Source organism: Ruania halotolerans (assembly GCF_021049285.1).
GTDB classification, from domain to species: domain Bacteria; phylum Actinomycetota; class Actinomycetes; order Actinomycetales; family Beutenbergiaceae; genus Ruania; species Ruania halotolerans.
In genome coordinates this window covers 856,013-873,620 of the sequence record NZ_CP088017.1, presented here as the reverse complement: position 1 = coordinate 873,620, position 17,608 = coordinate 856,013, and the positions used below count along the sequence as shown (strand labels likewise).

The 17,608-nt window shown below is 69.8% G+C and carries 20 protein-coding genes; 11 read left to right on the top strand and 9 right to left on the bottom strand.

The window, feature by feature from the left end; all coding sequences use genetic code 11:
* Window positions 1-237 precede the first annotated feature (237 nt).
* From LQF10_RS03795 to LQF10_RS03785, 3 genes are all read left to right on the top strand, one after another.
* Window positions 238-2,559 carry a glycoside hydrolase family 43 protein gene (locus tag LQF10_RS03795; RefSeq protein WP_231066170.1) on the top strand — a complete coding sequence of 774 codons (2,322 nt, stop codon included), beginning with the start codon at window positions 238-240 and terminating at the stop codon, window positions 2,557-2,559.
* 79 nt (window positions 2,560-2,638) lie between these two features.
* Window positions 2,639-3,376, top strand: coding sequence for a response regulator transcription factor (locus LQF10_RS03790; protein ID WP_231066169.1), 738 nt, complete (start codon window positions 2,639-2,641; stop codon window positions 3,374-3,376).
* A complete protein-coding gene (locus LQF10_RS03785; protein WP_231066168.1) occupies window positions 3,366-4,859 on the top strand; it encodes a sensor histidine kinase in 1,494 nt (497 codons plus the stop codon). Before LQF10_RS03790 ends, LQF10_RS03785 begins: the two co-directional genes overlap by 11 nt.
* 139 nt (window positions 4,860-4,998) lie before the next feature.
* Here LQF10_RS03785 and LQF10_RS03780 read toward each other — a convergent pair whose 3' ends face one another.
* The 4 genes from LQF10_RS03780 to LQF10_RS03765 are packed head-to-tail and all read right to left on the bottom strand — an operon-like array spanning window position 4,999 to window position 8,157.
* A complete protein-coding gene (locus tag LQF10_RS03780; protein WP_231066167.1) occupies window positions 4,999-6,120 on the bottom strand; it encodes a sulfate/molybdate ABC transporter ATP-binding protein in 1,122 nt (373 codons plus the stop codon).
* Window positions 6,117-6,992 carry an ABC transporter permease gene (locus LQF10_RS03775; RefSeq protein WP_231066166.1) on the bottom strand — a complete coding sequence of 292 codons (876 nt, stop codon included), beginning with the start codon at window positions 6,990-6,992 and terminating at the stop codon, window positions 6,117-6,119. Before LQF10_RS03775 ends, LQF10_RS03780 begins: the two co-directional genes overlap by 4 nt.
* Window positions 6,989-7,765 carry a molybdate ABC transporter substrate-binding protein gene (modA, locus tag LQF10_RS03770; RefSeq protein ID WP_231066165.1) on the bottom strand — a complete coding sequence of 259 codons (777 nt, stop codon included), beginning with the start codon at window positions 7,763-7,765 and terminating at the stop codon, window positions 6,989-6,991. Before modA ends, LQF10_RS03775 begins: the two co-directional genes overlap by 4 nt.
* Window positions 7,762-8,157 carry a TOBE domain-containing protein gene (locus tag LQF10_RS03765; RefSeq protein ID WP_231066164.1) on the bottom strand — a complete coding sequence of 132 codons (396 nt, stop codon included), beginning with the start codon at window positions 8,155-8,157 and terminating at the stop codon, window positions 7,762-7,764. The genes modA and LQF10_RS03765 overlap by 4 nt, the downstream gene beginning before the upstream one ends.
* Before the next feature lie 131 nt (window positions 8,158-8,288).
* On the opposite strand from LQF10_RS03765, the gene LQF10_RS03760 reads away from it, so the two are divergent.
* From LQF10_RS03760 to LQF10_RS03725, 8 genes are all read left to right on the top strand, one after another.
* Entirely contained in the window at window positions 8,289-9,053 is a 765-nt protein-coding gene (locus LQF10_RS03760; RefSeq protein ID WP_231066163.1) for an SDR family NAD(P)-dependent oxidoreductase, read from the top strand.
* Window positions 9,054-9,089: 36 nt separating this feature from the next.
* Window positions 9,090-10,340: a ThiF family adenylyltransferase gene (locus LQF10_RS03755; protein ID WP_231066162.1), complete on the top strand. Its 1,251-nt coding sequence runs from the start codon at window positions 9,090-9,092 to the stop codon at window positions 10,338-10,340.
* Window positions 10,325-11,584 (top strand): molybdopterin molybdotransferase MoeA, encoded by a 1,260-nt coding sequence (locus LQF10_RS03750; protein WP_231066161.1) that lies wholly within the window; start codon window positions 10,325-10,327, stop codon window positions 11,582-11,584. The genes LQF10_RS03755 and LQF10_RS03750 overlap by 16 nt, the downstream gene beginning before the upstream one ends.
* On the top strand, window positions 11,581-12,054 hold the full coding sequence (gene moaC / locus LQF10_RS03745) for a cyclic pyranopterin monophosphate synthase MoaC (RefSeq protein WP_231066160.1): 474 nt from the start codon (window positions 11,581-11,583) through the stop codon (window positions 12,052-12,054). Before LQF10_RS03750 ends, moaC begins: the two co-directional genes overlap by 4 nt.
* A complete protein-coding gene (gene mobA, locus LQF10_RS03740; protein WP_231066159.1) occupies window positions 12,055-12,750 on the top strand; it encodes a molybdenum cofactor guanylyltransferase in 696 nt (231 codons plus the stop codon).
* A complete protein-coding gene (locus LQF10_RS03735; protein WP_231066158.1) occupies window positions 12,747-13,016 on the top strand; it encodes a DUF6457 domain-containing protein in 270 nt (89 codons plus the stop codon). Before mobA ends, LQF10_RS03735 begins: the two co-directional genes overlap by 4 nt.
* Window positions 13,013-13,249 carry a MoaD/ThiS family protein gene (locus LQF10_RS03730; RefSeq protein ID WP_231066157.1) on the top strand — a complete coding sequence of 79 codons (237 nt, stop codon included), beginning with the start codon at window positions 13,013-13,015 and terminating at the stop codon, window positions 13,247-13,249. The genes LQF10_RS03735 and LQF10_RS03730 overlap by 4 nt, the downstream gene beginning before the upstream one ends.
* Before the next feature lie 289 nt (window positions 13,250-13,538).
* Window positions 13,539-14,210: a hypothetical protein gene (locus tag LQF10_RS03725; protein ID WP_231066156.1), complete on the top strand. Its 672-nt coding sequence runs from the start codon at window positions 13,539-13,541 to the stop codon at window positions 14,208-14,210.
* Here the strand turns inward: LQF10_RS03725 and LQF10_RS03720 are convergent.
* The 5 genes from LQF10_RS03720 to LQF10_RS03700 all read right to left on the bottom strand — a co-directional run bounded on the left by LQF10_RS03720 (window position 14,170) and on the right by LQF10_RS03700 (window position 17,501).
* Window positions 14,170-14,964: an inositol monophosphatase family protein gene (locus LQF10_RS03720; RefSeq protein ID WP_231066155.1), complete on the bottom strand. Its 795-nt coding sequence runs from the start codon at window positions 14,962-14,964 to the stop codon at window positions 14,170-14,172. The two genes, LQF10_RS03725 and LQF10_RS03720, sit on opposite strands and share 41 nt — an antisense overlap.
* 75 nt (window positions 14,965-15,039) lie before the next feature.
* Window positions 15,040-15,495 carry a hypothetical protein gene (locus tag LQF10_RS03715; RefSeq protein WP_231066154.1) on the bottom strand — a complete coding sequence of 152 codons (456 nt, stop codon included), beginning with the start codon at window positions 15,493-15,495 and terminating at the stop codon, window positions 15,040-15,042.
* Window positions 15,488-16,522 carry a GTP 3',8-cyclase MoaA gene (gene moaA / locus LQF10_RS03710; RefSeq protein ID WP_231066153.1) on the bottom strand — a complete coding sequence of 345 codons (1,035 nt, stop codon included), beginning with the start codon at window positions 16,520-16,522 and terminating at the stop codon, window positions 15,488-15,490. The genes LQF10_RS03715 and moaA overlap by 8 nt, the downstream gene beginning before the upstream one ends.
* Entirely contained in the window at window positions 16,519-17,019 is a 501-nt protein-coding gene (locus LQF10_RS03705) for a molybdenum cofactor biosynthesis protein MoaE (RefSeq protein WP_354002618.1), read from the bottom strand. Before LQF10_RS03705 ends, moaA begins: the two co-directional genes overlap by 4 nt.
* Window positions 17,016-17,501, bottom strand: coding sequence for a MogA/MoaB family molybdenum cofactor biosynthesis protein (locus LQF10_RS03700; protein WP_231066152.1), 486 nt, complete (start codon window positions 17,499-17,501; stop codon window positions 17,016-17,018). The genes LQF10_RS03705 and LQF10_RS03700 overlap by 4 nt, the downstream gene beginning before the upstream one ends.
* Window positions 17,502-17,608 lie beyond the last annotated feature (107 nt).

The window sequence follows — 17,608 nt, the reverse complement described above, 5'->3', positions numbered from 1 at the left end:
GCTGGGTAGCACGTGCTCGGCGGCGACACTTGCACGGTAGTTGCCAGGGCCTGCCGACATCAGTAGGTTATCCGTTGTAAATCGGATCCACGAAGGCAACATCGCCGTCTGCTGCAGTGGTCACCGCGGGTACAACGTGGTTCGCCCGCCCCGACTCCGCACGCCCGGCGGGTTGTCTCGACCGAGTGCATGACGCCGTCGAGGAGGTCGCCAGCAGCGGCCGGACAAGGGAGACCCATGCGAAGCAGACCTGCCATCGGTGCAACGCTCGCCTGCATCGGCGCGCTGACTCTCGGGGCCACGGCTCCGACCGCCGCAGCGCCCGGGCCGGCGCAGAGCTCCGGCTCCGCGCAGTCAGTGGAGGTGCACAACCCGATCTCCGACCCCTTCTCCGATACGTACGCCGATCCGGCAGTGATTCGCGGGAAGGACGGTTACTGGTACCTCTATGCGACCAGCGACCCATTGACCGAGGCACCCAGCGATTTCGGTCTCATGCACATCGCCCGCACGCAGGACTTCAGCGAGTGGGAGTACCTCGGTGAGGTGTTCGACGAGGAGAGCCGCCCCACATGGGCAACGGAGTCGTCGCTGTTCTGGGCGCCGGACATCCGGTACGTCGATGGCCAGTACGTCATGTACTACACCGCGACAGACACCGTGGCCGATCCCGGGCAATGGAACTACGCCATCGGGGCTGCCACGGCGCCCACCCCCCATGGCCCCTGGACGGCCACCGACGAAGCCGTGGTTGACCCCCGGCCGGACGGCAACGGGGGCTACTTCAACACGATCGATCCGGCGCTGCTGACCGATGACGACGGCCGGCGATACCTCTACTTCGGTGGCTACCACGGTGGCATCTGGGTGGCCGAGGTCGATGAGACCGGGCTACGCGCCGTCGGCGACCCCGTCCAGGTGACGGTCGCGGACCGGTACGAGGGCGCCTTCGTCGTCAAGCGGGACGGGTATTACTACCTCACCGCATCCTCGGCCAACTGCTGTGCCGGTCCGGTGACCGGGTACAGCGTCTACGCCGGGCGCTCGAATACACCGTGGGGGCCGTTCGTCGACCATGAGGGCGTCTCCATGGCCGATTCCCGGGTGGGCGGCACCCAAGTGCTCGCGCAGAACGGCAACTCCGTCATCGGCGTGGGCCACCACGCCTTCTTCAGCGACACCACCGGCCAGGACTGGATCCTGTACCACGGCATCGAACGCGACGACGCATGGCTGGATGCGCCCGGAGGCATCAACGAGCGACCCACCTTCATCGACCGCCTGGACTGGATCGACGGATGGCCGCTCGCCGCCGCCGGGGCCGGTCCCACCGAGGGGACCCTGACCGGCCCCACCACCGGATCCGGTTTCGGCATCACGATGGACGATCCGGCGAGCAGCACCTCGCTGCGCACCGTCTCCGGCAGCTGGCGCTCGGTCCCGGAGGAGCTCAATGACGCCGGTGCCGTGGGTCTGCTGGAACCCACGGCCGATCCCGCCCGGGTCGAGTCCCGCCGACCGCTCCCCCGGGAATCACGGATCGAGGCCGACGTCCGTTTCCCCGACGGCACCGGAAGCCTCACCGTGGAGTGGAGGCGGGCCGGGCCGCACAGCCTCGGTGTCGAGGTGGACGCCGACGCGAACGAGTTGCGCGTCTGGCAGGGCAGCCCACGAGACTCGGCCGACGCGGTCACGGACCTGCCGGAGACCTTCGACCCGGAGGCATTCACGGCGTTGATCGTCGAGTCCCGCGACGGAGTCCTGCACGCACGCCTGGAGGAGAGCCGCCTGGGTGATCCGTTGGCAGAGGTCCGGTTGGCGACCCCCGCAGCGATGCCACGGCGGCACCTGGCGGTCACGGCTACCGAAGGACCGGTCCAGATCGACAACCTCAGCGTGGCGCAGGTCCATCAGCCGGTCACCGAGGCGGTCGCCACCCCGCAGCCGGGTGCGGCGCTGTTCACCGAGGAGTTCGAGGGCACGCTGGCGCCGGGATGGAGCTGGGTCCGCGAGCAGGAGGACGTCACCATCGACGATGGTGCCCTGCACTGGCCGCTGACCAGCACGGACGTGGTGGGGGCCGGCAACACCGGCCCGCTGCTGCTGCGCGAGGCACCGGAGGGCGACTGGATCATGGAGACCGAGCTCACCCTCGACCTCGGTGAGAACACCATTCGCAACTACCAGCAGGCAGGTCTGATCGTGCACGCCGACGACGACAACCTGCTGCGCCTGGGGGACGTCGCCCTGCACTCGACCCGCCAGGTGGAGTTCGGCAAGGAGATGAGCACCGCCGGCCGGCTCGACTGGGGTGCGCACCTGAGTGGGCCCACAGCGACCACCATGTGGCTGCGCCTGCACCACAGCACGGACCCGGACACCGGCGAACTCCGCTACCGCAGCGCGAGCTCAACCGACGGTGAGAACTGGCGCTGGGGGGCAACCTGGACCCTGCCGGCCGGTTCAGAACCTCAGGTCGGCCTGTACGCCGGGGGCGGCAGCCAACCGGCCACCGTCGCCGAGTTCGAGTCGGTTTCGTTCTACGACGTGGCCGACTGAGCGGGTGGCTGCGGGCTCACCCATAGAGCTCGCAGCCACTTCTCAGGAAACTTTCAGTCCGGGCGCGCACACTGGGGACATGACCAGTATGCAGACATCGTCGTCGTCGAGCCCCGAGGCGCGGCTCCTCGTGGTGGACGACGAGCCGAACATCCGTGAGCTGCTCTCGGCGTCTCTGCGTTTCGCCGGGTTCGACGTGACCGTGGCAGCGGACGGCCAGGAGGCCCTCCGCCTGGCGAATAAGGTCACTCCCGACCTGATCGTGCTGGACGTGATGCTCCCGGATCTGGACGGATTCACCGTCACCCGGCGTCTTCGTGAGGCCGGCACGCACGTGCCGGTGCTGTTCCTGACGGCGAAGGATGACACCGGGGACAAGGTGGCCGGGCTGACCGTGGGTGGGGACGACTATGTGACCAAGCCGTTCAGCCTGGATGAGGTGATCGCCCGGATCCGAGCGGTGCTCCGCCGCGCCCAGACCGCTGCCGCGATGTCCGAGGAGGCACTGCTGCGGGTGGGCGATCTGGAGATGGACGAGGATGCGCATGAGGTGCGCCGAGCCGGCGTGGAGATCGACCTCTCCCCGACCGAGTTCACCCTGTTGCGCTACCTGATGCTGAACGCCGGGCGCGTGCTGTCGAAGTCACAGATCCTGGATCACGTCTGGGCGTACAACTGGGGCGGGGACGGCGCGATCGTGGAGTCCTACATCTCCTACCTGCGCCGCAAGATCGACACCCCGTTCACCGACGACGCGGCCACCGGTCCACTGATCCACACCAAACGCGGCGTGGGGTACGTACTCCGTGAGCAATGAGGCACACGACCAGCCGGCGCAGGAGCCTGGCCAGCAGCGCGAGACCGTCCTGACGCGCATGCCGCTGCGGGTGCGCCTCGTGCTGATCATGGTGGCCCTGCTCGTGGCGGCACTCGTGGCCACCGGCGTGGTGACGATGACGCTGCTCAAGCAGTCCCTGATCGCCCAGGTCGATGACAATCTCGACAACGCCGTGCAGTTGCTGGAGAACCGTGGGCCGTTCGACCCGCAGGACGAGCGCGAGCAACCGGTCACGACCTACTACGTGCGCGTGCTTGCCGCCGACGGCTCCACGTTCATGGACATCCCCGCCACCACCGGGACCGACGCAGTGCCCGACATCCCGTCGGTCACCTACGAGCAGCTCGACACTCTGGCAGGGAAGACCCAGACCATCGGATCCGTTGAGGGCGTCTCGACGTGGCGGATGGTGCTGCTGCGCGGGTTCGTCGGCCAGGACACACCCGTCACCGTAGCCGTCGCTCTCCCGATGGACGATGTGACGGCGACCCTCGCCCGGATGCAGCTGTTCACCCTGCTCGTGGGCCTGGGCGTGGTGACCCTTGCGGCCGCCGCCGGGTACGTCGCCGTGCAGCGTTCCCTTCGCGGGTTGCAAGACATCGAGGACACCGCCGCCGCCGTCGCCTCCGGAGATCTCAGCCGCCGCGCCCCTGTCGCCCCGGACACCACCGAGGTGGGCCGCCTGGGGATGTCCTTCAATGCGATGGTGGCGAACCTGGAGACCTCCTTCGCCGCTCAGGCAGCTTCCGAGGCGCGGATGCGACGCTTCGTCTCCGATGCATCGCACGAGTTGCGCACCCCGCTGGCATCGATCCGGGGATACGGCGAGCTGTACCGGATGGGTGCGGTACCGGCCGAGGAGTTGCCGGGCACCATGGGCAGGATCGAGAACGAGGCAATCCGGATGGGTTCCCTGGTGAACGACCTGCTCGCGCTGGCCCGGCTGGACGAGGGGCGTGATCTGCGGATCACCGACGTGGATCTGACGGCGATAGCCAACGATGCCGTCGGCGATCTGGGGGCGCTGGACCCGAGCCGGCCCACCTCGCTCGTCGCCTCCGGTCCCGTGCTGGTCCGCGGCGATGCCGATCGGCTCCGCCAGGTGGTGACGAACCTCATCGGCAACGTCGTCCAGCACACACCGAGCGGTACCGCCGTGGAGTTACACACCCGCGTTGAGGGGAGTGACGCCGTACTCGAGGTGGTCGACCACGGCCCTGGGGTGCCCGAGGCCGATGCGCACCGGATCTTCGAACGCTTCTACCGGCCGGACACCTCCCGCACCCGCACCTCCGGCGGTTCAGGACTCGGCCTGGCGATCGTGGCCACCATCGTGGGCGCACACAGCGGCACGGTGGCGCTGACCCCCACGCCCGGCGGCGGCGCCACCATCGAGGTACGCCTTCCCGCCATCACACCCGCAACTGCGGCGGCACCCACTGTCCCGCCCACGACCGCGTGACTCCTCCCTTTTCGCGAGTGCGGTCAATCTCGCTCACCTGGCGAGATATAGCCACAATCGTGCGCGCTCGACGTCGATCCAGTGCGCGCCTCGTCATGGTTCGCCACCCAGGTCGGACGATGCGCGAGGCTCCACGCGGTCAGACCGCTCGGACGGCCAGCCGCTGCGGGTCCAGGCTCACTCGCACGGTCGCTCCCGGAGCCAGCCAGGCAGGGTCCACCTGGGCGGGATCGATGTCGGCGAGCAGGTCAGTTCCGCCGCCGTGATCCGTTGCGTCATCCTGCGCCGGACCCCCAGTCTTCCCGGCCAGCCGCACCCGTACTCCACCCGCCGCGGGCTCCAGCCACTTGACCTGGCCCTCACACCCGCTCACCTCGTCCTCGCTCACCGGGGCGACCATCACAGCAGCCGGACGCACCCGCACCACGCACGGGCCGCCGTCGGGAAGCGGACCAGCGACGGAGCCCACCTCAGCCAGCGGCCACCGACCCCAGCGGGTGTGCACGCTCTCGTCCCGCACCACGCCGGGCACCAGCGCAACTCCCACGAGAGCGGCAGTGAACCGGGTAGCCGGAGTCCCGAGAACCTCCGCCACCGGGCCGTGCTCCACAATCGCTCCTTCGTGGAGCACCGCCACCTGGTCGGCGAGCAGTGCGGCGTCCAGCACGTCGTGCGAGACCACCACAGCGGTGGTACCGGTAGCGCGCAGCTGTTCACCGAGGGCCTGACGCAGTACCGGTGCGGTCTCGGCATCGAGCGCCGCGAGCGGCTCGTCGAGCAGCAGCACCTCGGGGCGGGCGGCGAGGGCACGGGCCAGGGCAACCCGCTGCGCCTGACCGCCGGAGAGCGTGGCCGGCCGGCGCTCCCCCAAGCCCGTCACTCCCAGCCGGTCCAGCCACTCGTGCGCCTGCGTACGTGCAGCGGCCCTGCCCAGGCCCGCACTGCGCAGCCCGAAAGCGACGTTCTCGGTGATGGTCAGGTGCGGGAACAGCAACGGATCCTGGCCGAGCAGCCCGATCCCCCGGTGCTCCGGTGCCACCTGGACCCCGCGAGTGACGTCACAGAGCGGCCGCTTCCCCAGCGTGACCGTACCTTGCTGCGGCGCGAGCAGACCGGCGAGCAGGTGCAGCAGAGTGGATTTTCCGGACGCGTTCGGCCCCACCACGGCGAGCACATTCCCGGCCGGCACGTCCACGGCCACGTCCAGGCAGAAACCGGTTCGCTCCAACCGGACCTCAGCGTGCAGCGCCTCCTTGCTCACCACGCCTCCCGACGGCGCCAGTCCCGCAGGCCGATCAGGATCACCAGGGCCACGAGTACCAGCAGCACGGCAAGCGCAAGGGCCGAATCGCGGCTCACCCCCGCGCCGTTGAAGGCGGTGTAGATCGCCATCGGGATGGTTTGGGTGCGCCCGGGGGCGTTGCCTGCGACCATCGCCGTCGCACCAAACTCCCCGACCGCCCGGGCAAAGGCCAGTACCGTGCCGGCGAGCAGGCCGGGGGCGGCAAGCGGGAGGGTCACCCGGCGCAGCACGGTCCACCGCGAGGCGCCGAGCGTGGCCGCCACAGTCGCGTACCGCGTGCCGGCAGTGCGCAGCGCGCCTTCCAGGGAGATCACGAGGAACGGCAGAGCCACAAAGGTCTGCGCGAGCACCACTGCGGCCGTACTGAACGGCACGGAGATCCCGACGACGTCCAGCGCCTGGCCGAGCCAGCCGTGCCTGCCGAACAGGTACAGCAGGGCGAGCCCGCCCACCAGCGGGGGCAACACGAGCGGAAGGGTCACCAGCACGCGCAGGGTGGCCGCGACCGGCCCGGTCGCGCGGGCCAGGACGAGGGCGAGGGGGATGCCGAGGATCACGCAGCAGCCGACGGCGACCAGTCCGGTGCGTAGGGAGAGGCTCAGCGCCGCGAGGGCTTCCGGGGAGGTGACAGCCTGCGGGGCATTGGCCCAGTCCACACGGGGTAGCAGGGCGAGCAGGGGCAGGGTAAGCAGCGCGACCGCGAGGGCCGCGGGGGCGAGAAGTACCCGCGGAATTCTGCCACCCACCCCGGACCTGGTCGTCGCGCTGCTGGATACATGCGTGCTGGTGCGGTCCCCGCTCGCAGCCGGAGTCACCGCACGGGTGCTCATGGCGCGCCGAACCCGTGCTCGGCCAGCACGGCGGCCCCGTCGGCTGAGCGCACCAGCTCCACGAATTCGGTACCAGCCTGGCTCGCCGAGGTGAGCGCGGCGATCGGGTAGCGGTTCACCACCTCGGCGGCCTGGTCTGGAACCACGGCGTCGAGCTGGTCGGCACGGGCGGCCACGTCGGTGGCGTACACGAGGGCAGCGCCGGCGGCACCGGAGGTGACCCGCTCGGCAGCGGCGGTGACATTCTGTTCCAGGCTGATCGGCTCCAGCTCGACGCCGGCGAGGTCAAGCAGGGTGGCGGCGGAATCACCGCACGGAACCTCGGGGGCACAGAGCACCGTGTCCACCTCGGCGAGATCGGCCAGGCTCGTGATGTCAGCCGGGTTGCCTTCAGGAACGGCGATCACGAGCGAGTTCGTGGCGAAGAACTCCGGTTCGGTGACCACGTCCGCCTCAGTGAGTGGGGACATGGTCGCCTCGTTCGCGGTGGCGATCACGTCGGGGCTCGCACCCTCGGTGACCTGGGTGACGAGCGTGGCCGATCCGTCGAAGACGGCAGGTGCCACCGCCACCTCGGGATGGTCGGCGGCATACTGGGCGAGCAGTTCGCTGATCGGGCCGGCGAGCGAGGCGGCGGCGTAGACGGTCAGGGTCTGACCCTCGTCGGCCACATCGGTCGGGCCGGCACCTGGTCCGGTTGCCCCTGTGCATGCGGCCAGCCCGCCCACGGTGAGGGCGAAAGCGGTCGCGAGGCTACGCCGTCGGAGATTCATCGGGATGTCCGAGCCTCCACAATCACGGTGGTGGCCTTCACCACCGCGGCGGCGCGGGAGCCGACCTCGAGGCCGAGATCGCGCACGGCCTCCGAGGACATCAGCGAGACCACCCGGAACGGCCCGCACTGCAATTCCACCTGGGCCATCACGGCGTCAGCGGTGATCGCGGTGACGAGCCCCTCGAGCCGGTTCCGGGCGCTGCTGGACCCCGTGCTCTGCGGGGACCGCGCCCGTTCCTGCGCCCACCGGGCCAGGTCCTCCCCCGGCACCACGGCACGCCCTGCATCGTCGGTGCTCGCGGGCAGGTCGCCGGAGTCGATGCGGCGGCGCAACGTATCGGCGCTCACTCCCAGCAGGGCGGCGGCTTCGCTGACCCGATAATGCGGCATGCATGCCATAGTATGCGCCGCACCTGCGTCCGGAAACAGGAAATTCTCACGATCTTGAGACAGGAGGCGGTATCCACGTGCCGTGCCAACTCGGCGAGAGGAGTTTCGCGACGGCGGGTAGTTTCGAGGGTATGGAGATCACCGACGACTCTGTTGCTCTCGTCTCAGGTGGGGCGTCCGGTCTGGGCGAGGCCACCGCCCGGCGGATGGTGGCCGACGGCGGTCGCGTCGTCCTGTTCGACCTGCCATCCTCCCGCGGGGCTGCTCTGGCCGAGGAGCTGGGCGAGGCCGCAACCTTCACCCCTGGCGACGTGACGAATGAACAGGACGTGGCGGACGCCGTCGGGACCGCGACGGAACTCGGCGAGCTGCGGATCGCCATCACCTGTGCGGGCGTGGCCACACCAGGCCGGATCGTGGGCAAGCAGGGCATCCTCCCGCTCGCCGAGTACCGGCGGGTGGTGGAGATCAATCTGATCGGCACGTTCGCCGTACTGGAGGCTGCCGCCGCGGCGATGGCTGAGAACGAGCCGCGCGACGGCGATCGGGGTGTGATCGTGATGACCGCCTCGGTGGCCGCCTACGACGGGCAGATCGGGCAGGCTGCCTACGCGTCATCGAAGGGCGGCGTGGCGAGCCTGACCCTACCGGCCGCCCGGGACCTCGCTCGCAGTGCGATCCGGGTGATGACGATTGCGCCCGGCGTATTCGAGACACCGATGATGGCTGGCCTCGGCGATGAGGTTCGCGCATCCCTGGAAGCCCTGGTGCCGCACCCCGCGCGGCTCGGGCGCCCGGGCGAGTATGCCGATCTGGTGGCCCACATCGTGGCCAACCCGCTGCTCAACGGTGAGGTGATCCGCCTCGACGGTGCCCTGCGGATGCCGCCGCGGTAGGCCACCGGCAATCGCCGGGCCGACTACCGTAGGAGCATGCCGCTGCCGCCGCTCGTCGAACCAGGTCCGGCGCTGAGTCGCGCCGAGACCGACCGCCTCTCCCGGCACATCCTGCTGCCGCAACTCGGTGAACTCGGACAACGCCGGTTGCGCAACGCCACCATCGCCGTGATCGGCGCCGGAGGGCTCGGGTCCCCTGCGCTGATGTACCTCGCTGCCGCCGGGATCGGCACACTGCGGATCATCGACCATGACGTGGTCGAGCGCTCCAACCTGCACCGGCAGATCGCCCACGGGGTCTCCGATCTGGGGCGACCGAAGGTGGACTCCGCCGCCGCCACACTCTGGGAGCTCGCTCCGGACCTGACCGTGGACAAGCGCCCGGAACGACTCACCGCCGAGAACGCTGATGCCCTACTCCGCGGCGCCGATGTGGTGCTCGACGGCACCGACACCTTCGCCACCCGGTACGTGGTGGACGATGCCTGCGCCCGGTTGGGCCTGCCGGTGGTGTGGGGTTCGGTGTTGCAGTTCGACGCGCAAGTCTCGGTGTTCTGGTCCGCACCGCCGCCCGGCCGCGATCCGGTGCGACTGCGCACCCTGTTCCCGAACGAGCCGGCTCCGGGCAGCGTGCCCTCGTGCGCCGAGGCGGGGGTACTCGGGGCGCTGTGCGGGCAGGTGGGCGCGGTGATGGCGCACGAGGCGATCAAGCTGATCGCGGGAATCGGCGAGCCGTTGCTCGGGCGCGTCCTGGTACTCGATGCGCTGAACGCCCGCTGGACGGAACTCCCGCTCCGCTCCGGTCCGGATGCACCACGCCCGGCCGGCTCACCGGCCGCCGTCGCACGCACTGGCTCCGCCGCTCCCTCCGCCCGGGGCGGACATCTGGTCGGTTCTGGCTCCCAGACCGGCCAAAAGCCCGCCCTCGACGTGGCCAACGACCAGAAGGCCGCCGGTGACGCCAGTGCGGGACCCCGATTCGGCCGCGTCTCACCCGCCGAACTCGACCGCCGGCTCACCGAGCGCCGCCACCGCCGCGACGATTTCATCCTCCTGGACGTGCGGGAACCGAACGAATACATGCAGCGCTCCATCCCCGGCGGGAGGCTGATCCCCCTGGCCCAAGCCCTCACCGAGTCCGGCCGCGCCCAGATCCCCGCCGACGCCGAGGTGATCGTGTATTGCGCCGTTGGCCCGCGCGCGGAGCACGCTGCCACGGATCTCGCCTCCCACGGGTACACGGTCTCCGTACTCGAGGGTGGCATCACCGCATGGGAATCACGATGACCCGGACCGTGGCCGAGCACCTGGTGGCAGTACTCAGCGCGATCCAGCCTCTGGCCCCGCGCGAGCTGGATCTCACCGACGCCGGCGGCCGCGTGCTCGCAGCGGACGTCACCTCCACCACGCCGATCCCCTTATTCGACAACTCCGCGATGGATGGGTACGCCGTCCGCAGCGCCGACCTGGCCGGAGCGAGTGCGGCGCATCCCATCACTGTGCCGGTGGCCGCTGACATCCCGGCCGGTGCAGTGCGCACCGACCCTGTGGCCCCTGGCACGGTCGCACGGATCATGACCGGAGCCCCGATGCCCGCCGGCGCCGATGCGATCGTCCCGGTGGAGTACTCCGACGGCGGCACCACCGAGACACGCCTCACCCTCGCCCCAGAACCGGGACGCCACCTACGCCGCGCCGGGGAGGATCTCGCCGCGGGCGATCTGGTGCTGCCCGCCGGCACTGTGCTGCACGCTCGGCAGATTGCCGCCGCCGCGGCGGCTGGGCACGGGGCACTCACCGTGCATCCCCGCCCGCGGGTGGCGGTGATCTCCACTGGTTCCGAGCTCGTCACCCCGGGCAGCACACCGCGGGGCGGGCAGATCCCGGACTCCAACTCCTATCTCCTGGCTCGCCTGGTCGCCGAAGCCGGCGCCGAACCGGTCCGGATCGGCGCCGTCCCCGACGACGAAGCCGAGTTCGCGCGCGTTCTCGCCGAGGTCTCACCGCGCGTGGACGCCATCATCTGCTCCGGCGGGGTGAGCGTGGGCGCCTATGACGTGGTCAAAGCCGTCCTCGCCCGGGAACCGGGCATGTGGTTCGGCACGGTGTCGATGCAGCCGGGTAAACCGCAGGGGTTCGGTCACCTCGCCGACGGCACCACAGTGTTCACCCTGCCCGGGAACCCGGTGAGCGTGTACGTCTCGTTCGCGGTGTTCGTGGCCCCGGCACTGCACCGGCTCGCCGGGCATCCGGTGACGGCGGCCCTCCCCCTGGTCCCGGCACGCGCCACATCCGGGTGGCGCTCCCCCGCCGGGCGTGAACAGTTCATGCCGGTGCGGATAGCTCACGACGGCGACGCCCCCGATGGTCAACCGGCCTACCTCGTGCGCCCCTCCAGCGAGCGCGGCTCGGGTTCGCACCTGGTCGGCACATTGGCAGCAGCTGACGGCTTGGTCCGCGTACCGGCCGACGTCACCGAGGTGAACGCGGGTGAGACCGTGGAGCTGCTGGCGGAAGGAAGGAACCGATGAGCGAGTTCACCCACCTGGATCACCACGGGCACGCCCGCATGGTCGACGTCACCGAGAAGCAACCGAGCGTGCGGTCGGCCACTGCGGAGGCCCTGGTGCGCTGCGCCCCGCACGTGGTGGCCGCGCTGCGGGACGGGTCGGTGCCGAAGGGAGACGTGCTCGCCGTGGCCCGGGTGGCCGGGATCGCCGCCGCGAAACGCACCCCGGAACTACTGCCGCTCGCGCACGTGATCGGCGTGCACGGGGTGGTGGTTGATGCCGAGGTGACCGACGATGGCGTCGCGTTGCGCGCCACCGCTCGTACGGCGGACCGCACCGGCGTGGAAATGGAAGCCCTGACGGCGGTCAGCGTGGCCGCGCTGAACGTGGTGGACATGGTCAAGGGCCTCGACAAGGGCACCATGATCGAGAATGTGCGCCTGACTGAGAAGACCGGCGGGAAGTCCGGCGACTGGCACCGGGCGGACTGAGTGCCGACCAGTGGTGCAGCCCTCGGTGCGGCCCTCAGCGGTACCGACGCAGTCATCCTCGCCGGTGGCCGCGGCACCCGTCTGGGCGGCGTCGACAAGCCCTCCCTGACCGTGGGAGGGCGCACGCTGCTCGCCTCAGCACTGCAGGCCGGTGCCGGTGCCCGCCGCATCGTGGTGGTCGGCCCCGCCACCTTGCCGGTACCGGAGGGCGTTCTGCGCACGCAGGAAGACCCGCCGTTCGGCGGACCGGTGGCAGCGCTGGCGGCGGGCCTGGCAGCGCTGGACCGGTCTGCGGGGTCTGCCGGCCCGGGGTGGGTGCTCCTCCTCGCCGCGGACCTCCCCCATGCCAGTGATGCAGTGGCCGCTCTCGCCCCGGTGACCGCCGCACTCGATCGCGACGGTGATACGAGCGCCGACGGCGTGTGCCTGCGTGATCAGGACGGTCGCTGGCAGTGGCTCGCGGGCGTGTACCGGCGGGCCGCGCTGGAGGCCGCACTGGCGCACCTGCCCACAGTTCGCGATGCGTCGCTGCGCCGACTGCTCGGAACGCTGCACCTGGTTCCGGTGGACGGGAGCCCGGACACCGTTGCCGATATCGACACCAGAGCCGACCTGGAAGCCGCGCGATCCGCGGGCGGCGCCGATCTGGCAGACTCGGAGAGGCACCCGCGCCCACCGCGAACGGAGCAGCAATGAACCAGGAACTGCCCCCGATCCAGGAGTGGGTGCGCCATGCGTGCGCCGAACTCGGCGTCGATCCTGCGCTGGTCGACCTGAGGGCCCTGCTGGACATGACGCGGGACGTGGCCCATCACGTGGATCGCCCTGCCGCACCGGTGACGGCCTACCTCGTCGGACTGGCGGTGGGCGCTCAGTCGAGCGCATCCACCCGGACCGCACGGGACGTCGTCGGCAGGGCCGGTGAACTCGCTCGCCGCTGGGAGAAGGAGACCGGAGCATGACCGAGGTGCGGTACTTCGCCGCGGCGGCCGAGGCCGCCGGACGGCACGGTGAGTCGCTGGCCGCGAACAGCGTGGGTGAACTGCGGTCCCTGATGATCGAACGCCACGGGGAAGCACTGGAGCGGGTGCTGACCCGCTGCTCCCTGCTCGTGGACGGGGTGGTGACCAACGACGCCACCTCGCTCGAGGAGACGGACGTCGTCGACGTGCTCCCACCTTTCGCCGGCGGCTGACCACGCGCGTGCCTCAGCCACCCACCCACCGCCCCCCGCCGCGAGTGCGGCCCATCCTGCTCATTCCATGAGATATACGCCCAATCGACCGCACTCGATGCCGCCGCTGTCCGGTGGTCGCGCCGTCGTGTTCGACGTGGGCGAAGTCACCGAGCTGAGCGTCGCGCTCTCATCGAGAAACTGACCCCTCAGCTGCCGACGCCCACGCTTGGCAGGGTGGCGCGCGTATGACATGCTCAGAGAGCACCAGTCACATTGAGTTGCACTGCTCACACAATCAGGAGACAGGATGAGCGCCCGAACCGTATCCACCGTTGCCTTCGTCGGCGCGGGTCTTGGATTCGCTCTCTTTCCCGTACTGCGGCCATGGTCAGATGCGGAGTTGAGCACCCGGGCCGAGACCTTCGCCTCCACCGGTTGGGTCCTCTCGCACACGATCGGCATGGTCGCATTCATCGCCCTCAGCCTCGCCCTCGCGGCGGCCGTGATTGCCGACGGCGGCCCTCGCCGGCGCGACGCCCTCACCGTGGCCGCAGTGCTCGCCTGGGTGGGCAGCGTGCTGATACTGCCGTATTTCGGCGCGGAGACGTTCGGCCTGCAGGCTCTCGGCGAGCACGCCAGCGGCGATGACCAGTGGCTGGCCGCGGTGTCCGAGCAGGTGCGCGGTGGCATCGTGCAGACGGTCATGTTCGGCACCGGGCTACTCGCTGTGGCCGTCTCCGGGGTTGCGCTGGCGGTGCGGTGGTGGGCGCACGGGCCGCTCCCGCGAGCGGCCGGGACGCTCGTCGGGTTGGGACTCGTGACCTACCTGCCCCAGTTCTTCCTGAGCCCGGCCTTACGGACCACCCACGGCGTGGTCCTGGCGATCGGGTGCCTCCTGGCCGCTGCCTGCCTCACACGCGTCGTCGGCGAACGGGAAGTCACTCGTGAGACGCGAGCGTCCGCGCGATCGGCGGCCTGACCACGTCGACGATTTCCTGCGATCCCCCGGCGAGCAACCAGCCGGCGACCACCCGCGGCTCGTAAGGGCCGCCGTCGAGCCGGCTGAGGTGACCACCGGTCTCGGTGACCAGGAGCGAGCCAGGCGCGTGATCCCAGGGCCAGTCGCGCCGGTACACCAGGTAATCCACGGTGCCGATCACCAGTTGCGGATAGTCCACCCCGGCGCACCACCAGGATTCCTGCATGGGCGGCAGATCAGCCGGGGCAGCGGAGGTACTCAGTATCGTCGAGGTCGCTCCACGAACCTGGGCCGGATCCGGGTCACGAGTGAGCGCCGCAAGTCGCTCGCCGTTGCGGTAGGCACCCGCGCCTCGCTCGGCCACCCATGACACCTCGTGCTCGGGCTGCCAGATGACAGCGCGCACCACCTCGGATCCGCGCAGTTCGGAGACCATCACCGCATGGTCGGGTGAACCGTTCACGAAGTTCTTGGTGCCGTCGACCGGATCGATCGTGAAACTGTGCTCGGCGGTAGCGAACGCATCGAGAAGACTCGGATCGGCCGCAGTGGCCTCCTCCCCGAGGATCAACGCTTCCGGGTAGGCCGCGCGCAACGCATCGGTGATCACCACCTCGGACTCCCGGTCGGCCACGGTGACGAGATCGCCGGGGCTCTTCTCGAAGACCTCCTCACTCGCCAGAGCGCGAAAACGCGGGGTGATGACGGTCGCGGCCGTCTCCTTGAGAAGGTCCAGTAGAGCGGCAGTATCCATGCTCCTAACCTGCCAGACTCTCAGGTCAGGTGTCGCCGCCGTCTCATCCGCCGGGTGTCGTCGTTCACCCCGTGTTCAGTCCGTGGCCGCGAGCCAGCTCCGCAACTGCGCGGCCTTCTCGGTTCGCCCCATCAGGCGGTACGCGAGCGCCCAGTCTTGCGGATGGGCGAGCCACATCCCACGCCACCGGCGGTAGGGGCGCACCGGAATCGGGACGGGCCGGCCGTCGTCGATGATCGCAAAGTCCACCATGACGTCGATCTCTCGCCCCGTGCCGGGATCGCTCACCTGGAACAGTGCGCGGGTGCTGAACTGTGCACTGTCTCCGGCGACCTCACGGACCGGCAGGCCCAACGAGCCAATCACCTCGCGTACCCGCTGGGGCTCCGCATCGGTGATCAGGTCCCAGTCGTTGACCGGTACATCGATGCCGAGTGCCCGCAGCAGGCCCGAGCCGCCGAGTGCCACGGCCCCGTACTCGGCCAGGGCATCGTGCAACCGGGGCAGCACCCCGAGTGGCGGGTCAACCACCGATCGCGCTCATCGGCCGGTCCGGCTGCAGGAACCCGGGGTCATCAATCCCATGGCCGGGGAGCTTTCCGGCGATGCAGCGATGCATGAGCGTGGCAATGTCATCGTCGCTTCCGCCCGAGCGCAGCACCGCCAGCAGGTCCGATTCCTCCCGCGCGAACAAGCAGTTCCGCAGCTGACCATCGGCGGTGATCCGTACCCGGTCACACGCCCCGCAGAAGGGCTTCGTCACCGAGCGGATCACACCGACGGTGGTGGGGCCGCCGTCCACCAGGAAGCGTTCGGCCGGGGCAGCGCCGCGCCCTGGCAGTGGGGTGAGCGAGAATGCCTGTTCCAGCTGGCTGAGGATCTCCTCGCCACGCACCATCGCCACCCGGGACCAGATGTGCCCGGCGTCGAGGGGCATCTGCTCGATGAACCGCATCTCGCAGCCGGACCGGGCGGCGAAACGCACCAGGTCCACGAGTTCATCGTCGTTCACGCCCCGCATCGCCACAGCGTTGATCTTCACCGGGTTCAGCCCGGCCGCGAGCGCCGCATCGATACCGGCGAGAACGTCTTCGAGCCGGTCCCGGTGGGTGAGCTCGTGGAAGCGCTCTTTGCTGAGCGTGTCCAGGCTGATGTTCACCCGGGCCAACCCCGCCTCGGCGAGATCGGTGGCCAGGCGCGGCAAGGCCATCCCGTTCGTGGTCATCGAGACCTCGAGCGGAGCAGTGGCGCCGTTGATCGCCGCCATCCGCCGCACGACCTCGACTGCGTCTTGACGGAGCAACGGCTCCCCGCCGGTGAGCCGCACCTCCTCGATACCCAGTACCGCTGCCACCTCGGCCACCCGGACCAGCTCGTCCGTGGTGAGGATGTTGTTCTTGCTCAGCCATGGCACGCCTTCGGGGGGCATGCAGTAGGCACAGCGCAGGTTGCACTTGTCGGTCAGGGAGATGCGCAAATCGCGGTGGACGCGTCCAAAGCGGTCGACCATCGGGTGCGCGAGGTCCTCGGAGACCTCCACAGCTCTAATCTCACTCATAGGGCACCCACCCACGAGTGCGATCCATCAGCGAGCACTTGCTTCTTCCACATCGGCAGTTCAGCCTTGACCGTCTCCACCAGGTCCCGGCACGCGTCGAACGCAGCAGCCCGGTGCGCCGAGGCTGCGCAGGCCACGATGGCCGCCTCCCCCACGCCCAGATCACCGGTGCGATGGCTGACGGCGATCGTGACGCCGTCATGCCGGGTGCTGACCTGAGTAGCGAGTGAGGCCAATACGGCTGGGGCATCCGGGTGCGCCACATACTCCAGGCGGACCACCTGCCCGGCCGCGTCCGGGCTGTGGTCGCGGACCGTGCCGACGAAGCAGGCCAGCGCACCGTCCTGTGACCCCGTGACAGCGGCGTGGTGGGCCGCGATGTCCAGCGGCGTGGGTGAGATCTGGGCGAGGGCCACCGTCACGGGCTCGATGTGCCGCGATCCCTGCAGTTGCTCACCCCGGTACACCTTGTCTGCATGGGGGCTCCTTGCGCTCACGGGTGATCACCGCCTTCGAGCTGGTCCAGCACATGGGCAGCCACTCCGAGCACCACCTGCACGGCTGTGGTGACCCCACTGACCGATCCCGGGGCATTCACCACCAGCGCCGCCCCGACCACTCCGGCGAGTCCCCGGCTCAGGATGGAGGTGGGCACAGTGGCCGCGTCACTGCGACGGATCTGCTCGGCGATCCCCGGCACCTCGTACTCCAGCACCCGGGCCGTCCCCTCCGGCGTGCGATCACGCGGAGAGAGGCCAGTTCCGCCGGTGGTCAGCACAAGCCGGGCGCCCTGTTCCAGCGCGGCCTGGATCGCTCGTTCGACGGCGTCCGCTCCGTCCGGAATCACAGTCACCGGCGCCACAACGTAGCCGGCATCGGCGAGCAGATCGGCGGCCGTGCGCCCCGAGCAGTCGTCACGCTCGCCGGCAGCACAACGGTCGGAAACCGTGATCACTGCCGCTGGGATGCCCGCTGCCATGAATCCAGAGTAGTCGCGCCCGTGCCGAACGCTTGATGACAGTCTGCGGACAGAGTGCGAAGCGGTCCTTGTGCAGTGCCGCGCGTGCGGTCGGCCGACGGCCGCGG

Bases quoted from the DNA above. Each gene is read 5' to 3' on its own strand.
- LQF10_RS03795 (WP_231066170.1), top strand. From the start codon at position 238: ATGCGAAGCAGACCTGCCATCGGTGCAACGCTCGCCTGCATCGGCGCG.
- LQF10_RS03790 (WP_231066169.1), top strand. From the start codon at position 2,639: ATGACCAGTATGCAGACATCGTCGTCGTCGAGCCCCGAGGCGCGGCTC.
- LQF10_RS03775 (WP_231066166.1), bottom strand. From the start codon at position 6,992: ATGAGCACCCGTGCGGTGACTCCGGCTGCGAGCGGGGACCGCACCAGC.
- modA (WP_231066165.1), bottom strand. From the start codon at position 7,765: ATGAATCTCCGACGGCGTAGCCTCGCGACCGCTTTCGCCCTCACCGTG.
- LQF10_RS03765 (WP_231066164.1), bottom strand. From the start codon at position 8,157: ATGCCGCATTATCGGGTCAGCGAAGCCGCCGCCCTGCTGGGAGTGAGC.
- LQF10_RS03760 (WP_231066163.1), top strand. From the start codon at position 8,289: ATGGAGATCACCGACGACTCTGTTGCTCTCGTCTCAGGTGGGGCGTCC.
- LQF10_RS03755 (WP_231066162.1), top strand. From the start codon at position 9,090: ATGCCGCTGCCGCCGCTCGTCGAACCAGGTCCGGCGCTGAGTCGCGCC.
- LQF10_RS03750 (WP_231066161.1), top strand. From the start codon at position 10,325: ATGGGAATCACGATGACCCGGACCGTGGCCGAGCACCTGGTGGCAGTA.
- moaC (WP_231066160.1), top strand. From the start codon at position 11,581: ATGAGCGAGTTCACCCACCTGGATCACCACGGGCACGCCCGCATGGTC.
- LQF10_RS03735 (WP_231066158.1), top strand. From the start codon at position 12,747: ATGAACCAGGAACTGCCCCCGATCCAGGAGTGGGTGCGCCATGCGTGC.
- LQF10_RS03730 (WP_231066157.1), top strand. From the start codon at position 13,013: ATGACCGAGGTGCGGTACTTCGCCGCGGCGGCCGAGGCCGCCGGACGG.
- LQF10_RS03725 (WP_231066156.1), top strand. From the start codon at position 13,539: ATGAGCGCCCGAACCGTATCCACCGTTGCCTTCGTCGGCGCGGGTCTT.
- LQF10_RS03720 (WP_231066155.1), bottom strand. From the start codon at position 14,964: ATGGATACTGCCGCTCTACTGGACCTTCTCAAGGAGACGGCCGCGACC.
- moaA (WP_231066153.1), bottom strand. From the start codon at position 16,522: ATGAGTGAGATTAGAGCTGTGGAGGTCTCCGAGGACCTCGCGCACCCG.
- LQF10_RS03700 (WP_231066152.1), bottom strand. From the start codon at position 17,501: ATGGCAGCGGGCATCCCAGCGGCAGTGATCACGGTTTCCGACCGTTGT.